Source organism: Butyricicoccus intestinisimiae, assembly GCF_018918345.1.
Lineage (GTDB): Bacteria > Bacillota > Clostridia > Oscillospirales > Butyricicoccaceae > Butyricicoccus_A > Butyricicoccus_A intestinisimiae.
Genome location: NZ_JAHLQI010000008.1, coordinates 39,510 through 56,105 on the forward strand (window position 1 = coordinate 39,510; position 16,596 = coordinate 56,105).

The 16,596-nt window shown below is 53.6% G+C and carries 9 protein-coding genes; all 9 read left to right on the forward strand.

From position 1 onward, the window contains the following. The first annotated feature begins 15 nt into the window (after positions 1-15). From KQI75_RS12485 to KQI75_RS12525, 9 genes are read left to right on the forward strand one after another with little or no spacing between them, the layout of a single operon-like run. Positions 16-900: a thioesterase II family protein gene (locus KQI75_RS12485; RefSeq protein ID WP_216471142.1), complete on the forward strand. Its 885-nt coding sequence runs from the start codon at positions 16-18 to the stop codon at positions 898-900. A 25-nt stretch (positions 901-925) separates the two neighbouring features. After that, positions 926-3,409, forward strand: a complete 2,484-nt coding sequence (locus KQI75_RS12490) for a type I polyketide synthase (RefSeq protein WP_216471143.1) — start codon at positions 926-928, stop codon at positions 3,407-3,409. A gap of 15 nt (positions 3,410-3,424) precedes the next feature. Further along, on the forward strand, positions 3,425-5,458 hold the full coding sequence (locus tag KQI75_RS12495; RefSeq protein ID WP_216471145.1) for an AMP-binding protein: 2,034 nt from the start codon (positions 3,425-3,427) through the stop codon (positions 5,456-5,458). Then, entirely contained in the window at positions 5,455-7,368 is a 1,914-nt protein-coding gene (locus KQI75_RS12500) for a non-ribosomal peptide synthetase (protein WP_216471147.1), read from the forward strand. Before KQI75_RS12495 ends, KQI75_RS12500 begins: the two co-directional genes overlap by 4 nt. A 20-nt stretch (positions 7,369-7,388) precedes the next feature. Then, positions 7,389-11,189, forward strand: a complete 3,801-nt coding sequence (locus tag KQI75_RS12505) for a non-ribosomal peptide synthetase (RefSeq protein WP_216471150.1) — start codon at positions 7,389-7,391, stop codon at positions 11,187-11,189. Continuing rightward, positions 11,152-12,648, forward strand: coding sequence for a class I adenylate-forming enzyme family protein (locus tag KQI75_RS12510; protein ID WP_216471151.1), 1,497 nt, complete (start codon positions 11,152-11,154; stop codon positions 12,646-12,648). Before KQI75_RS12505 ends, KQI75_RS12510 begins: the two co-directional genes overlap by 38 nt. A gap of 11 nt (positions 12,649-12,659) precedes the next feature. Beyond that, positions 12,660-12,941, forward strand: coding sequence for an acyl carrier protein (locus KQI75_RS12515; RefSeq protein WP_216471153.1), 282 nt, complete (start codon positions 12,660-12,662; stop codon positions 12,939-12,941). Between the two features lie 3 nt (positions 12,942-12,944). Continuing rightward, positions 12,945-14,693, forward strand: coding sequence for an ABC transporter ATP-binding protein (locus KQI75_RS12520; protein ID WP_216471154.1), 1,749 nt, complete (start codon positions 12,945-12,947; stop codon positions 14,691-14,693). Positions 14,694-14,695: 2 nt separating this feature from the next. After that, positions 14,696-16,429 (forward strand): ABC transporter ATP-binding protein, encoded by a 1,734-nt coding sequence (locus KQI75_RS12525; protein WP_216471155.1) that lies wholly within the window; start codon positions 14,696-14,698, stop codon positions 16,427-16,429. Positions 16,430-16,596: the final 167 nt, after the last annotated feature.

Here is a 16,596-nt window from a genome sequence, read left to right on the forward strand (position 1 = left end):
AAGAAGTTAGACTATATGAAAAAATTATTTTGTATTCCAGGTGCCGGAGCCTCTGCAGTGATGTTTCTGCCGTGGATGAAAGAACTCAACGGCAGTGAAGATTTCAAACTGTGCCTGCTGGAAATTCCGGGACGCGGTATGCGAAAGAAGGACGCTCCGGCCAAAACGATGGAAGAGCTGGTGGATGTCCTGATTCAGAAGATAGACATTCAGCTGAAGCCGGACGAATCCTATGTGATTTATGGATACTGCTTTGGCGCGATTATTGGCTATGAATTGTGCCGCAAGCTTCGGATGCTGGGAAAAAAGGAACCTGAGCACTTTTTTTGCAGCTCTATCGGATCTCCGGGAAATCGAAAGATTGCGGAACCCGTGTTTGCGAACCGTTCGTTCCGAGGAGAAATTCGACAGATGTTTGTCCGATATTTTCCGGAACAGCTGTTTACCCACACAGAGAGCTTAGGGCAAATTACCGAATTGTATACACAGCATGCGTTTGACAAATTTGATGAGACGCAGTGTATTCAGCCCGTCCCGCTGGATGAGCTGATGCAGGACTGTGGCGAACTTGCCGGAAAAGAGGAAAACCTCGCGCGTATTGTGGATTTTGCCAATGACGCGCTGGACATTTTCCAATATGATCAGCAGATGTTGTTGGATTACAGTCATTCCGAGCACGAATCGTTTTTGCTGGGGTGTCCGCTGACTGTCATGCGCGGCGAGCAGGACACGCTGACCGGAGAAGCGGATCTCATGGAATGGAAGGATTACTGCGACGGCGGTTTGGTATTAAAGACCGTGTGCGGCAATCATTTTACCTTTGAGGAGAGCCGTGACGAGATCATGGAGATCATCCGACAGGAAAGCGGCGGAGATAGTATGACGATTTTAGATATTTGAGCAGGAGTAAAGGAGTAAAAAAGCGATGCAGTATCATCAAATCGCAGTCATTGGCATGAGCGGGCGGTTTGCCCAGTCGGAAACGCTGCTGGATTTCCGGCGCGTGCTCAGTCGAAAGCAGGACTGTATTGCGGAGGTGTCGGAAAAGCGCAAGCGTCTGCTGGGTTTAGAACCGGATGCCGATTGCATTCAGTTGGGAAGCATCGAGGACATTGACTGCTTCGACCACAAGTATTTCGGCATTCCGTCCAAAGAGGCGGATTTTATGAGTCCGGAACAGCGATTGGGTTTGGAACTTGCAACCGAAGCCGTACTAAATGCAGGTTATTCGTTAGAGCAGTTCCGCGGAAAAAATTGCGGCGTGTTGGTTTCCAGCTCGGAAATCGCGTACAACAAAGAGCGCGCCGCATCGACGTCTCTGTCGGTGCTGGGCAATATGAAACTGATGATCTGTGGAAAGATTGCATATTTTCTCGATCTGCGGGCGGCCAATGCGATGTATGACGCGGGTTGCTCGTCCTCGCTGGCAGCGATTCACGATGCGTGCATGAAGCTGATGACGGAGGAATGGGAGTATGCGCTGGTCGGAGGCATTTCTCTGTTCACAGACATCGAAGATAAGAAAAAACAGAAATATCAGACTATGGGTTTATTGTCTCCAGAGTACCGTAGTAAGGCATTCGATGAGCAGGCAGACGGCACGAGCGCAGGAGAAGGCGCTGCCTTTGTTTTGCTCAAGCGATTAAAAGATGCAGAGCGCGACGGGGATTTTATTTATGGCGTGCTGACCTCCGGCGCGGTCAACGGTGACGGCGCGCGGTGCAGCAAGGTGACGATGCCGAGTCCGGAGGCGCAGAGACAGGTCATTGAACGGGCATGGCGCGACAGCGGCAATCCGGAGCTCACAGAGATTGAAGCGCACGGCATTGGAAACAAAATCGGTGATTCTGTCGAAGCAGAAGCGCTATTTGAAAATTTGCGTGCCGCTGGGCTGGATAAAAAAGAGATTTACCTCAGCGCGGTCAAGACCAACATTGGACACTTGTATGAAGCCGCCGGTGTGGCAAGTCTGGTAAAGGTGTTGCTGGGCTTCCGCTATGATGAGGCGTATCCGCTGGCAAACTTCCAGCAGGCGAACGCCCTGATTGATTTCGCTTCGGTGGGTTTGACTCCACTGACCGAAACCCGACATTTTTCACCGGGAAGCCATCGGGTTGCCGGTATTGACGGTTTCGGAATCAGTGGAACCAACGTCCATGTTTTGGTAGAAAACTATGCCAACAAGCAGGTACAGGAGCGCAATGACGCGCCGAGCCTCGTCAAACTGAGCGCCCAGAGTGAGGAATCCTTCTATGGCAACAGCGAGCGGTTTGCGCAGGCGCTTCGTGACGGCAAGACCGATTACGCGGCCGCCGTGTACACAATGAACACAGCGCGCGACGACGGTGCTGTGCGTCGGCTGGTCTATTGCGACAGCAAACAGGATTTGCTAGAACGGCTGGATATGATGCGCCCGACAACGGAGCCGCAGCCCAAGAAACTTGTATTTGTGCTCAAACAGGAGGACTGTGAGCAGGCGCAGTGCGGGGCGTATGAGACACTGTTTCCCGGTATGCGCTCGTTCTGGAAGGAGACTGGTATACCGGATCTGACGTTTAAGTGCGCGGCCTATCGGTATTTCACTGCGTGCGGCATGACCCCGGATTACGTTCTGGCAGACAAAGCCGGCAAGGCGGTGGTACAGTATGCCGCGGGACGCCGGAGCATAGAGGATTTGCAGGCGGCTGTAAACCAGACGGACAATGATTATACAAAAGTGGTCAAGCAGCTGGAAAAGTTAGCAAAAGATAATAACTTATTGGTTGTCGATTTTGGACATAAGGGCGCTCTGCGCCAGTTGGTTTGCCTGGAGGGCGTACAGGTCTTGTCTGTGGCGCGTCCGCGCGAGATGGCAGGATTATTTGTCGATTGGTACAACAACGGCAAATCCATCGACTGGGAGGTATTCTATCAGGAAAAGCAGCCGCGCGTGTGCCTGCCCGGCTACGCGTTTGAGAAGTGCAGCCACTGGATCACACCGGAAAAAAAGCAGGCGGAGCGCGTTTCCGGCGTGACGCCGAGCGTTGTGCCGCCGACATCGGCACCGGCTGCTCCGTCGCCAGCTGAGCCGATTCAGCTGCCGCATTTGGCGCAGCCAATCAAAATGCCGCATCTCGCACAGGCATCGGCACAGAACGAGCAGATGAAACCGGAGCCGCCGATAAACGGAGACGGAAAACTGATTCAAGTTGAGCAGTTTTTGGAAAAGCTCTGGATGAAAATTTTGAATTTCTCGGATAGCATTGCTTACGACGAGGACTTCTTTTATTTGGGCGGAAATTCGCTGCTCATTGAGATGATGGCGGACCCGATTGACCAGCAATTTGGCATTGACTTTGATATTTATGAGATTTACGAGAACGAGACCATTGAAAAGCTCGCGCATCGTATTTTGGAGACTGCATCGTAAGGGGGATGGATAGATATGAATACGCTGGTTCAGCTGGTAAGACGGCAGGCAGAGAGCCGGCCGGAGCATCCGGCTGTCATCTATCGCGGCGAATGCCTGACCTATGGAAAGCTGTATGAGAGCGCAGCGCGCATGACCGCGCTGCTGCGCAGCATGGGTTTGCAGCCGGGAGACCGCGTGATGCTGGAGGCGGTACCGAAGCCAATTTTTGTCGCGGCATTTCTCGCGGTACAGGCAGTCGGTGCTGTAACGATTCCGGTAGCGCGGGCAGAAAAACGCCATGTGCTGGACTATATCACCGAGCTGACGGGCGCGCGCCTGTATTTACATGCATCGGCGGTGCGGGACTTTTGCGTAACAGCGGTACCATACCACGATATGGAATGCGCCATGGTACAGGCGCCGCTGGAAGAAGCTGCACCGGTTGACGAGACGACGCTGTTGGAACTGATTTTCACAACGGGATCGACCGGACGCCCCAAGGGAGCCATGCACACGGCAGGTGCTCTATGGTGCAATATCAAAAATACCAGAGACGGCATCGGAATGCGAGAGAGCGATGTCGTGCTCATCCCCCTGCCGCTCAATCACTCATTTGCTCTGCGCGTGCTGCGTTCCGCGTTTGCAGTTGGTGCAACAGTCGTGCTGCAAAATAGCGCTGTTTCCGTCAAAGAGACGGCGGAAAACATCCGGCAGTTCCACTGCACCGCGGCAATCAGCGTCAGTGTTGCGATGGAGACCATGCTGCACGCGGTAGGAGAGGAGCAGGTGAAGCGCATGTTTGGCGGCTTGCGGTATATCGAATTCAGCGCGGGAGCCGTATCGGTTCCGCTGCGCAAGCGGCTGTTAGACCTGCTGCCGAACACGGAGATTCACAACACGTGGGGTTCCTCGGAGAGCGGCGGCTGCCTGTTTCTCCCTGTCAGCAAACGGACAGACAAAATTACCTCTGCCGGACGGCCATTAGACGGTATTGAGGTCGGTATTGTGGGTGCGGACGGAGAGCTAATGGACGGCGTTGGCCCGGATACCGTCGGACGGCTCGCGCTGCGCGGCGGTATGCAGATGTCCGGCTATTACGGACAGGAGGAGCTGACGCGAGAAACCCTGCGCGACGGCTGGATGCTGGTCAATGATCTGGTTTGGCGTGATGCGGATGGATATTTGTACATGGTCGGCCGAGCGGATGACATCATCAATGTCGGCGGCGAAAAGGTTGCGCCGCGCGAAATTGAAGAACAGGTGATGCAATCCGGATGGCTCACTGAGTGCATGGTGCTCGGTGTAGAGGATAAAAAGGGCAGCATGGGACAGGTTCCCGCTCTATTTTATGTGGCAAAGGATGCAAATCATCCGGTTTCGGCAGACGAGCTGAAAATGTATTTGAGCCGAGAGCTGCCGCAGCACAAAGTGCCGCAGGAATACATCCGCTTGTCCGCGATTCCGCGCAATGCTATGGGAAAGCCCGACCGCAAAGCGCTCAAGCGCGACTGGGAAATACAGAGCAGCACGAATGAGACCATTGAGACCATTTTTCAGCGCCGGAGTATTCGGAAGTTTCAGGACAAAGCCGTGCCTGCGCAGATGGTTTCTGTGCTGGTGGAATGCGCCAAGGCCGCGCCGTCCGGCAAAAATCTCAAGACGCGCCGGTTTACAGTTATACAGGATGCTGAAGAAATCGCGGCATTCAAACAGGTAATACACGAGGCAACGGCAAAGAACAACTTGCCGCTTAACGGATTTGAGAATCCGCCGCTGTTGATTTTGATCTCTAACGATCGGCGCAATCAGGATGGCATTCAGGATGCCGCAGTGTCGGCAGAGAATATCATGCTGGCGGCGACGTCGCTGGGCTTGGGCAGCGTGTGGCTCAATGCGTTGATGACGCTGTGCGACGAGCAGACCATTCGTGCGAAGCTGGAGGAATATCATATTCCACGCAACCATATTGTGTGGGCAATGATGGCAATCGGATGGCCGACGGCACCGGGAACGGCACCGGAACAACGCGGCAATGAAGTCTATTACGTGGGAGGAGAGAACGAATGAGCGAGAGCCAGACCGTGGTGCTGCGACGAGGCAAACCGACACCGCTGAGTGCGATTCGCTTTGCCAGAGATCTGCTGCTGCGAGAGGGCGCGTGGCAGGAACGAACGCTGATTTGTTTGTCCGAACCACAGGATTGTGTTGAGATGACCTATCGTGAGCTGCGGGAAAACGCCGAAAAAGCGGCGGCAAATTTGCAGGCGATGGGCATTGGCTGCGGAGACAGTGTGTGTGTTTCCGTGTGCAACAGAGCGAGCTTTTTGACTGCCTTCTGGGGTGTCGTGCTCAGCGGCGCGGAGGCGATTCCCATTGAGCGCACGGCGTTCGGCAGACCGAAGGAGGAGGCAGCGCGGAGCAGAATTGCCAGTATCCAGCGCATCGCGCAGCCCAAGGTGATGATAACCGATTGGTTGGAGCAAGTAGGCAGTGTGCCGATCTTAACGTCGGAGCAGTTGACGGCGCAGCCTGCGCAGGCATGGAACGCGCAGCCGCTGGACGACGATCATGTGATGATGATTCTGTTTACCTCCGGCAGCACGGGACAGCCAAAGGGTGTTCCGATTACCGAGCGAATGCTGCGGGCAAACCTTGCCGGACATGCGGCCGCGTTTCCGTTCACGGATGAAGATATTTTCCTGAATTGGATGCCGCTCGATCACTCTGCTGCTATGGTGCAGGCGCATTTGCTGCCGGTATATATGCAGAGTGCGCAAATTCAGATTTCCACGAACAGAATTCTTTCCGAACCGGCGCAGTGGATGCAGCTGGCAAGTGCATATCAGGTGACGATCAGTTGGGCGCCGAATTTTGCTTACGAATTAACTGACGCTAACATTAAACCGCTGCGTCCTCTCGATCTCTCTCGCATTCGCTGCCTGTTCAGCGCAGGCGAGACCGTGACGAGGACGGCGTGCGAGCACTTTGTCCAGCAGTGGGCGCCGTTTGGTCTGCAAGATGATGTGATTCACGTCGGCTGGGGCATGACCGAGACCGCAGGATATATGCTGACCTCACGGGGATGGAAACATAACGCGTCTGTCGGCAGCATCTGCTCGACCGGTGAACCGATTGCAGGCGTTGAAGTCGGCGTGCAGTATCGGGAAGATGGATATGGAGAACTGCTGGTGCGCGGCGACACGGTTGCACAAACCTATGTCGGCGGATGCGATGAGATGTGCTGTGACGCGGATGGATGGCTGCACTCCGGTGACGAGATTTTTGTGCAGGGTGACACGTTTGTCATTGTGGGACGGCAAAAGGATATTTTTATCCGAAACGGACGCAATATTTCCTGCGCAGAGATGGAAGCGTGCGTCTTACAAGAGCTGTCAGGCGATTGTGCGAAGGTCGTTTGCGTGGTGCTGCCGGATACGCACAGCGGAAGAGATAAACTGGCGGTCTTTGCCGTTTGCGATCCACAAAATCAGGCGGCGTGCAGCGAGCAGCTGCACCGGGTACTGATTGCGCATTTCGGATGCAGCTATGATGTCCTGATATTCGTCTCGCCGGAGCAAATCCCACGGACGAGCGTCGGCAAAATCCGGCGCAAGACGCTGCGGCAGCTGCTGGAGAGCGGTGCGCTGACCCCGTACCGCGAACCGGAGATGCAGCCGTGCGCAAACGAGTTCCAAGAGCACAAGCAACACATAGAAAAAATGCTTGCGCTGTGGCAGACGGTTCTTCACAACACGCAGCTGACAGAGCAGGATAATTTCTTTTTTTCCGGCGGCTCATCGGCGCAGATTCCGCGCCTGCTCGCCATGATTGCAGATGCCTTCGGGCGCACCATTCACGCGACGGATATCTTGAATGCGCCGACGGTTGTGCGCTTGGTGAAAGAAGTATTTGCAGAACAAAAGGAAGAAAACCAGACCGACGATGTGTTGGAGGATATAGATATTTTGGACATCTAAACAGGAAAGGAGCCAGCAAAATGAAGATGTTTTGTTTGGTGCACGCGGGTGGATTTGCCATGCGGTACGACGCGATGGCAGATATGATGGCGAAAAAGTCGAATGACGGCATCACCTTGATTCCGCTGGAATATGCCGGACGAGGAAAAAAATATGGGCAGCCGTTTTATTCGACGTTTGACGAGCTGATGCACAGCATGAGCGAGGAGATTGCCGGTATGCTCGGCCCGTCGGAACCGTATTGCTTGTTCGGACACAGCATGGGTGCGTATGCGGCGATTGAGACGGCATATCAGATGCAGAAAGTGCATCACAATGCCCCTGTGATGACGATACTCTCCGGCGCGGCCTCTCCGTATGTGGCGGCCAAGCAGGAAGTGGGCATGTCAAACGAAGAGATGATCGCTTATCTGCGTGACATCGGCGGCACGGAGGAAAATGTGCTGAAAAACCGCATTTTTGAGACCGAACTGCTGCCAATTTTACAGGCGGATTTGGATACGCTGCGGACCTATCGGTTTGCCCATGAGGGGGAACTGCTTCCGTCTTATCTCGTGGCAACGTATGGACAAGAGGATCCCGCGTACCGGATCGGACAGGTGGAGGACTGGAAAACGGTGGTCGGCAAAGACGTCGTGATGCAGACTTTCCCAGGTGATCACTTCTATTTTGAAAAGGATTTGGATTCGTATACGAACTTTCTGTGTGAGCAGTATCGAAAGGCACTGGCGGCGTATGCGGAAAAGACCGGTGGGTATCCGCTGACGGATATTCAGCGGAGCTATTTGCTTGGACGCAATGCGGCATTTTCCTCCGGCGGCATATCGACGCATGTCTATTTTGAATTTCAAAATCACGTGGATATTCATCGCTATGAGACGGCGCTCAATAAGGCGATTCGCCGCCATCCGATGCTGCACACGGTCATTTATCCGGGCGGCTATCAGCGCGAGCTGAATCCGATTCCGTCCTATCAGATCCCAACATATAATATGTCGGGTGCATCAGAACAGGAAAAGAAGGCTCTGATTTTACAGCGGCGGCAGGAGCTGTCGCATAAAATCTTTGCGGTTGGCACGTGGCCGATGTTCGCGGTGGAGGCCATTCGGTTGTCGGAGACAGAGACCTATCTGTTTTACAGCTTTGACCTGATGATTGCGGACGGCAGCAGCCTGCGCCTGTTGCTGCGCGAATGCATGGAATATTACCGCAATCCAGAGGCGACAGAGGACGCGCTGCCGATGTCGTTTCGAGACTATGTCCTCAAATCCGAGGTCAAAAAGAGCAAGAAAAAATACACTGGTGATCGGCAGTACTGGGAACAGCGATTAGAGCGTATCGCGCCGCCGCCGGATCTGCCGTATGCTGCAACGGACAGCGACAAGCCGCAGTTTGAGCGTCTGACATGGAACATGAGCAAAAGCTGCTGGGAACACTTACAGGCGCAGTTTGGTAAGCGGCAGATTACGGCATCGAATTTCTTCCTCACGGCCTATGCCGCTGTGCTGGGGCATTACGCACCGGGAAAAGACTTTTGTTTGAATGTCACACTGACCAATCGAACCAGCTTTGCCGGAAAGCTGCTGCGGACGCTGGGCGACTTCACCTCGCTGCTGCTGCTGGAAATTCCGGCAGGAAAAGAAAATGAGAGCTTTTGGGATAAGGCACAGCAGGTGCAGGCACAATTTCTCAAAGACTATCAGCATCGCGCGTTTGACGGTGTGCTGGTGGAGCAGGAAATTGGCCGCGTTCGCGGAGAGCAGGCACTGTATCCGGTTGTGTTTACCAGCATGATTGGCATGCGGTACACGGAGGATTTTGACCAATATCTCGGCACGGTACAATACAGCGTCAGCCAGACGCCGCAAGTCTATCTGGACTTCCAGCTGATGGAGACAGAGGACGGACTGATGTTGACGTGGGACTATCTGGTACACAAATTTGACCGCAGACAGATTACCGAAATGTTTGCGATGTTCCGCGCGCTGGTGGAGCAGCTCGCAGAGGGAGAACAGGAAGTCCCGTATCTGCGTCCGGTGAGTGAAGCGCTGATGCAGCAGATTGCGCGTTACAATGCGACACAGGCGGACCTGCCGGTAAAGCCGATGCATGTGCTGTTTCGGCAGGCCGCCGCGCGCTTCCCAGACCGTCCGGCGGTGACGGACGAAACCGGAACGCTGACCTATGTGCAGCTGGATCGGATGTCGGATGCGCTGGCGGCGGCATTGCAGCGGGACGGCGTGAAAAAAGGAACGTTGGTTGCGGTGGAAGGCTGGCGCAGAAAAGAAACGGTTGTTCAGTTGATGGCGGTGCTCAAAGCGGGCGCGGCCTATGTCCCGATTGATCCGTCCTACCCGCAGGAGCGCAAGGACGACATTGTGAGACAGGGAAATATCACCCACTATCTGCGCGAATGGAAACCGGCAGAGAGCACAGCTGCACGGGAGCCGGTGGAGCTGGACGGATCGGAGATGGCGTACATCATCTTTACCTCCGGCAGCACAGGAAATCCGAAAGGCGTCGTCATTACACACCATGAGGCATCCAATACGCTGTTGAGCATCAACCGGCGGTTTGGCGTCGATGAGACGGACAAGGTGCTCGGCATCTCCTCGATGTGCTTTGATCTGTCGGTATATGACATCTTTGGTACGCTGGCGGCAGGCGCAGAGCTGGTCATGGTTCCAGATCTGCACGACATCCTGCACATGGCACAGCTCGTGCAGCGGCATCACATCACGCTGTGGAACTCGGTTCCGGCGATCATGCAGCTGCTCATGGATGTCACGGGCGGAAAAAATCTCGCATCGCTGCGCACGATACTGCTGAGCGGCGACTGGATTTCTCCGACATTGGCGCGAGAAATTCGGGAAAAACTGCCGCACGCGGCGTTGTACAGTCTGGGCGGCGCTACAGAAGGCGCGATTTGGTCGATTTATTATCCTGTGCACACCGTGGGAGAGCACAGCCGCATTCCGTATGGATACCCGCTGGATAACCAGCAGTGCTATGTGCTGGATGCCAACGGCCGCATTTGCCCGTGGAATGTCATCGGCGAAATTGTCATTGGCGGTGACGGCGTGGCAGAGGGGTATCTGAACCAGCCGGAAATCACGGCGCGGCAGTTTAAGCAGCATCCGACGCTCGGACGCATCTACCACACCGGAGATTTCGGACGGTACTGCCCGGAGGGCTGGATTGAAATTCTGGGGCGCATGGATGGACAGGTCAAGGTCAATGGCTTCCGCATTGAAAAGGGCGAAATCGAAAGCGTTCTGGGACAGCTGCCGTTTGTCAAGCAGGCGGTCGCGGAGCCGGTAGAGCTGCGCGGGCGCAAACAGCTGGCGGCGTTCATTGTCGGAGAGCATGAGCTAAGAGAGGACGAGTGGAAGCAGCTGCGGCAGGAGGCCAAGAACCGGCTGACGGCATATATGGTGCCGACGTTCTATGTGCCGGTGGATGATATTCCGCTGACGGCAAACGGAAAAATAGACCGAAAACAGCTGCAGACCCTCTTTTTGGCGTACAATGTGCAGTCCAAAACACAGCCGGAGACCGAGATGCAGAAAACCGTGTTTGCCCTGTTCCAAAAGAATCTTGGCTACGATGATTTCGGCATGGATGACAGCTTTTTGCAGATCGGCATGGATTCCGTATCTATTTTAAAAATCACCTCGGATCTGAGCAAAACCTTTGGCATGGATGTCAGCTTTGAGCGCGTGATGAACTGCACCAATATCAAGACGCTGGCAGAGATGATCGAGGACATGGGAGGAACTTGCAGTGAAAACCTTTTGGGAACTGACGCGAAAGCAGTATGAGAACGAGGGCGAACACCCGAAATACCTGGTGCGAGATGCCGTTGGCAATACCTATCTCGCCAAAACCAGACGGGAGATTATCGAAAAAGCGGTGCAGGTTGCACGATGGCTGAAAAACGACCGCGTTAAGCACGTGGGCGTGTACTTGGATTCCTCTACGGACTGGATTTCCGCGTACTTGGGAATCGTGATTTCGGGCAATGTAGCGGTTTTGTTGGATAGGCGGCTGCCGCAGGAAACGATTGTCAGCTATGTCAAGCGGGCGGACGTCACGTGCGTGGTATATGATACCATGCAGGAGACGCTGACTTGTGCGCTGTACGAGCAGGGCTGCCAGGTGGTTTCGCTGGCACAGGCCGTACAAGACCAATCGACCGAAGATATACTCGGATATGAGGGCGCGGCACAGTCGGATGCGCTGTGCACGATGGTATTTACATCAGGCACGACGGGGCAGGCGAAATGCGTGATGCTCAGTCAGACCAATATTGTCAGCAATATTGTGGACACGATTTCCATTTGTGACTATACAGCGGATCAGAGCTTTCTGAGTGTTCTGCCGGTGGCGCACGCCTTTGGCATGACCCAGTGCACACTCGCCCCGTTTTTCAATGGCGGAGATATGCTGATTGCGACGTCGCATTTGGACTTGCTCAAAAATATGCAGCGCTATCAGCCGACCTTTACGGTATTGATTCCGATGATGCTGGAATTTTTGTATCAGCGGCTGCGCGGGATGCAAAAGCGGTTCCCGCAGCTGTCCAAACGAGAGGCGGCGGAAAAGCTGTTCGGGCACAACCTGCGGTATATTGGCGTCGGCGGTGCGGCGTCCAACGCGGACACGGTGCGCGCTATGCTGGACTATGGCATTACGGTACGGCCGGGCTACGGCATGACGGAAAATGCACCGATGGCTACGGTGAATTTGCTGCAGAATCCGGCGCAGGCCGCGTCGATCGGCGAGCCGATGCAGCATACACAGATCAAACTGGTGGACGGTGAGATATGGATTCACTCTCCCTCCGTCATGCTTGGCTATTACAAAGATGCGGATGCGACGGCAGAAATGCTTTCTGATCGCTGGCTAAAAACCGGAGATCTGGGGCGGTTCGATGAAAAAGGCGCGCTGTATTTGACCGGACGAAAAAAGAATTTGATTGTGCTGAGCAGCGGAGAAAATATTTCTCCGGAGTACATCGAGCAGCTGCTCAGAGAAAGCGAGAGTGTCCGCGAGGTGTGCGTGTCGGAAAAAAACGACCATATTCTCGCGGAGATTTATCCGACGGATGCCGTGCTGGAAAAAGATGCGGCAGGGCGCGAGGCGGCCGTGCTGGAGGCGGTCAATCAGACCAACCAAAGGCTGCCGTTTTATTCCCGTGTCATGGACATCACGGTGCGGACGAAGGAGTTTCCCAAAAATATCTACGGTAAAATTGTAAGAGCCTACGGGCTGTTTTAGGAGGTATTGACATGAGTGATTTGGAAATCGAAATCAGAGACATTGTGGCGGACGTCCTGGATATCGAGGAGCCGGAGGAGCTGGATGCGTCCACCGAGTTCTTCAGCATCGGCGGCAATTCGCTGACCGCCATGATGGTAGTTGAGGCGATTCAGAACCAATACAGCATCGACTTTGATTTCTCCGGCATGATTCGGCATACCACGATTGGCGATATGAGCAAGCTGGTTGCGGAAAAGCTGCACGAACAACAGGAAAACGTTGCCGTCGGCACATGCCGCAAGGAGGAATAACCGGTGAAACAGAAAAAACTGTCTATCTATACCTTTATCGGGTCGCGAAAGCAGGGCTTTATCCTGTCCGTCATTCTGTCGCTGTTGGGCGTTGCCGCGGAAATGGTTCCGTACTTTGTCGGCGTTCGGGTCATCTGCATGATGTATGAGGGGCAGAACGATCTGCATGCATATGTGCTGCCGCTTGGCATTGCCGTGGCGGCGTATATCGCACGTGCGCTTCTCACAACGCTTTCGACATGGGCATCGCATAAGGCGACATTTGACGTACTCTATGAAATTCGCTGTGCGCTCATCGAAAAGATGAAGCGGGTGCCGCTGGGATATATTCAGGAAACGCCGACTGGCACTCTGAAAAATACCATTGTTGACAATGTAGACGGCTTGGAGCAGTATCTTGCCCATTATATTCCGGAGCTGACCGCCAATCTGCTGGTTCCGCTGGTGCTGCTCGTGTATCTGTTTATCGTCAGCTGGCAGATGACGCTGATTATGTTCCTGACGCTTCCGGCGGTTGTGCTGTGCTGTGTCGGCATGATGCGCGGCTTTGACGAAAAGTGCCGCAAGTTCTATGCGGCAAAAGATGCCGTAAACGATGCAGTCATCGAGTATGTCAATGGCATCGAGGTCATCAAAGCGTTCAACCGTTCGGCGGACTCCTATGCCAAGTATTCCAACGCCGTGTACAATAACGCCAAATTTGGCTATGAGTGGCAAAAGGGCGCACAGGGATTTTTGTCCGGTGCCATTTGCATTTTGCACTCTACCATGCTGACCATTCTGCCGATGGGCTATTACTTCTGGCACAAGGACAGCATTTCGGTAGAAGTACTGCTGACGTTTATCATTTTGGCGATTGGCCTCATGACACCGATGATTAAAGCGATGTTTATGTTCGAGACAACAACCAAGATGGAGGCGGAGTTTGACAAGATCGCGGCTGTACTGGAGGCACCGGAGCTGGTTCGCCCGGAGACGAGCGCACCGCTCACGAGCCATGAAGTCGTGCTGAAAAACGTCAGCTTCCGCTATCAGAATGCGGAGGACAGCGCGATGATCCTCAAGGGCATCAATCTGACCATGAAGCCGAACAAAGTGACGGCACTGGTTGGCCCGTCGGGCAGCGGTAAATCCACGATTGCAAAATTGATTGCCGGATTCTGGGATGTCAATGCCGGAGAAATCTCTATTGGTGGTGTACCGCTGCGGCAGCTGTCACAGGAAAATCTCAACCAAAGCATTGCCTATGTCTCGCAGGACAGCTTTCTGTTTAATGATACGGTCATGGAAAATATCCGCATTGGCAGAAAGGGTGCGACGGATGAGGATGTAAAAAATGCGGCAAAGGCATGCGGCTGTCATGCATTTATCGAACAGCTGGAGCACGGCTATCAGACGATGGTCGGTGACAAGGGCGGCCATCTGTCCGGCGGTGAGCGGCAGAGAATCACCATTGTGCGCGCCATGCTGAAAAATGCGCCGATTGTCATTTTGGATGAAGCGACGTCGTTCACGGACCCAGAAAATGAAGCGGTATTGCAGCGGTCGATTTCTCGTCTGGTTGCGGGCAAGACCTTGATTATCATTGCGCACCGGTTGTCTACCATCGCGGATGCGGATCAGATTGCCTTAATTCACGACGGACAGGTGGAGGCGTGCGGCACGCATGCCCGACTGTATCAGGAAAGTGCGCTGTACCGGCACATGTGGGATTCCCATGTCGGTGTGCGCAGCGAGGAGATGGAGGAATAACCATGATAGACATTCTAAAAAAGCTATACTGCCTGTCAGAGAAAGAACAGCCGTATATTAGAAAGTCGGTCGTGTACGGCTTGCTGTATTCCGCCTTTGAGCTGCTTCAGTTTTTGGCGGTATATCTGGTTCTGCGTGCGGTAGCGACTCATGCAGAGGGAAATATTCCGATGCAGGCATTTGGGGTCATGCTGATTAGCATCGCCGGTTGTATTGTCATGCACGCGCAGTCTAACATCAAGCAGATGCGCGCCGGCCTATACATGGCGGCGGACAAGCGCATTGACATTGGCAACAAGCTGCGCCATGCGGCGATGGGATATTTTAACGACAGCAGCCTAGGCAAAATTACCGCGGCGGTATCCTCGAAGCTGTATATGATCGAGAACACCGTGCCGTCTATTTTGAGCAATGTCCTGCAGGGCATTTTGTACACAGCGGTCCTTCTCGTCGGATTCTTGTGCTTTCAGTGGAAAATCGGTCTGATTATGGTGATTTCTGCCGTGCTTTACTGTGTCATTGTGCAGGGCATGTTCCGCGCGACGCAAAACGAAGCCCCGCGCAAGCAGCAGGCTGTGACCAAGCTCATTGAGGGCGTATTGGAATACATTCAGGGCATTGTCATCATTCGCTCGTTTCAGGACGACAATAATCGCGCCGAAGTGCGTATGAAGCAGGTACTCAATGAAAGCCGCGCGGCAGAGACATCGTATGAGAAAAAGGTCATGCCGTACACGGTCATTTCACAGATTATTTTGAAGTGCGGCTCGGTGCTGGCGATGTATGCGGCGGTGGTGATGGGTCTCAATGGACAAATTGCTGTCGAAAAATCTGCTTTGGCAGTCATTTGGCTGTTTGTCATCTTCAACCAGCTCCAGCTGGCAGGCAGCATGATTGCAATTTTGCAGAATGTAGACACGGCACTGGGTGAAATTGAGGAGAGCGGAAATCCGCCGCAGCTGGAAAACGGCGGCGAGACGTTCATCGGTAAAAACTGCGACATTACAGTGAACAATATTTGTTTCTCCTATGAGAAGAAAAATGTGATTGACCATGTATCGCTGACCATTCCGCAAAAGACCTCGACGGCGATTGTCGGATATTCCGGCAGCGGCAAAACTACCCTGTGCAATTTGATTTGCCGATTCTGGGATGTGGACAGCGGTTCGATTTCCATCGGCGGCAAGGATATTCGTCAATATAATACCGATCAGATGCTGGAAAACATCAGTGTTGTGTTCCAGAACGTCTATTTGTTCAACGACACGATTGCCAATAACATTCGCTTTGGAAAGCCGGATGCGACGGACAAGGAAATGATTGACGCAGCAAAGCGTGCGTGCTGCCATGATTTTATCATGCAGCTGCCGGATCAGTACAACACGGTCATCGGAGAGAACGGTGCGGCGTTGTCCGGCGGCGAAAAGCAGCGCATTTCCATTGCGCGCGCGATGATTAAGGATGCGCCGATTGTTATTCTGGATGAAGCGACCTCCAACATTGATCCGGAAAATGAACAGCTGATTCAACATGCGATGGAAGAGCTGACGAGAGACAAGACCATTATTATGATTGCCCATCGGCTCAAAACCGTGCGCAATGCAGACCAGATCATTGTAATGAATCAGGGACGCATTGCCCAGCGCGGCACGCATGAGCAGCTTATGAAGCAAGGCGGCATCTATGCTTCGCTCATCAACGTCCGCACAGAGGCGCTGGGGTGGAAGCTGTCCTGATTCTTGTGAGATACATATGAAGCGTTGTTTGCTTATACAGCAGCCATTGCAGCGGTCATTTCTGTAGTTCTACAGATTTTAGATCATACAAAAAAGAAGTAACTGCCTAGTCCACGAAACTTGCGGTTACTTCTTTAACACTGTATGGGGAAAAATCGTCTACTGGT

Excerpts from the sequence above, each read along its gene's own strand:
- KQI75_RS12485 (WP_216471142.1), top strand. The coding sequence starts at position 16 with ATGAAAAAATTATTTTGTATTCCAGGTGCCGGAGCCTCTGCAGTGATG.
- KQI75_RS12490 (WP_216471143.1), top strand. The coding sequence starts at position 926 with ATGCAGTATCATCAAATCGCAGTCATTGGCATGAGCGGGCGGTTTGCC.
- KQI75_RS12495 (WP_216471145.1), top strand. The coding sequence starts at position 3,425 with ATGAATACGCTGGTTCAGCTGGTAAGACGGCAGGCAGAGAGCCGGCCG.
- KQI75_RS12500 (WP_216471147.1), top strand. The coding sequence starts at position 5,455 with ATGAGCGAGAGCCAGACCGTGGTGCTGCGACGAGGCAAACCGACACCG.
- KQI75_RS12505 (WP_216471150.1), top strand. The coding sequence starts at position 7,389 with ATGAAGATGTTTTGTTTGGTGCACGCGGGTGGATTTGCCATGCGGTAC.
- KQI75_RS12515 (WP_216471153.1), top strand. The coding sequence starts at position 12,660 with ATGAGTGATTTGGAAATCGAAATCAGAGACATTGTGGCGGACGTCCTG.
- KQI75_RS12525 (WP_216471155.1), top strand. The coding sequence starts at position 14,696 with ATGATAGACATTCTAAAAAAGCTATACTGCCTGTCAGAGAAAGAACAG.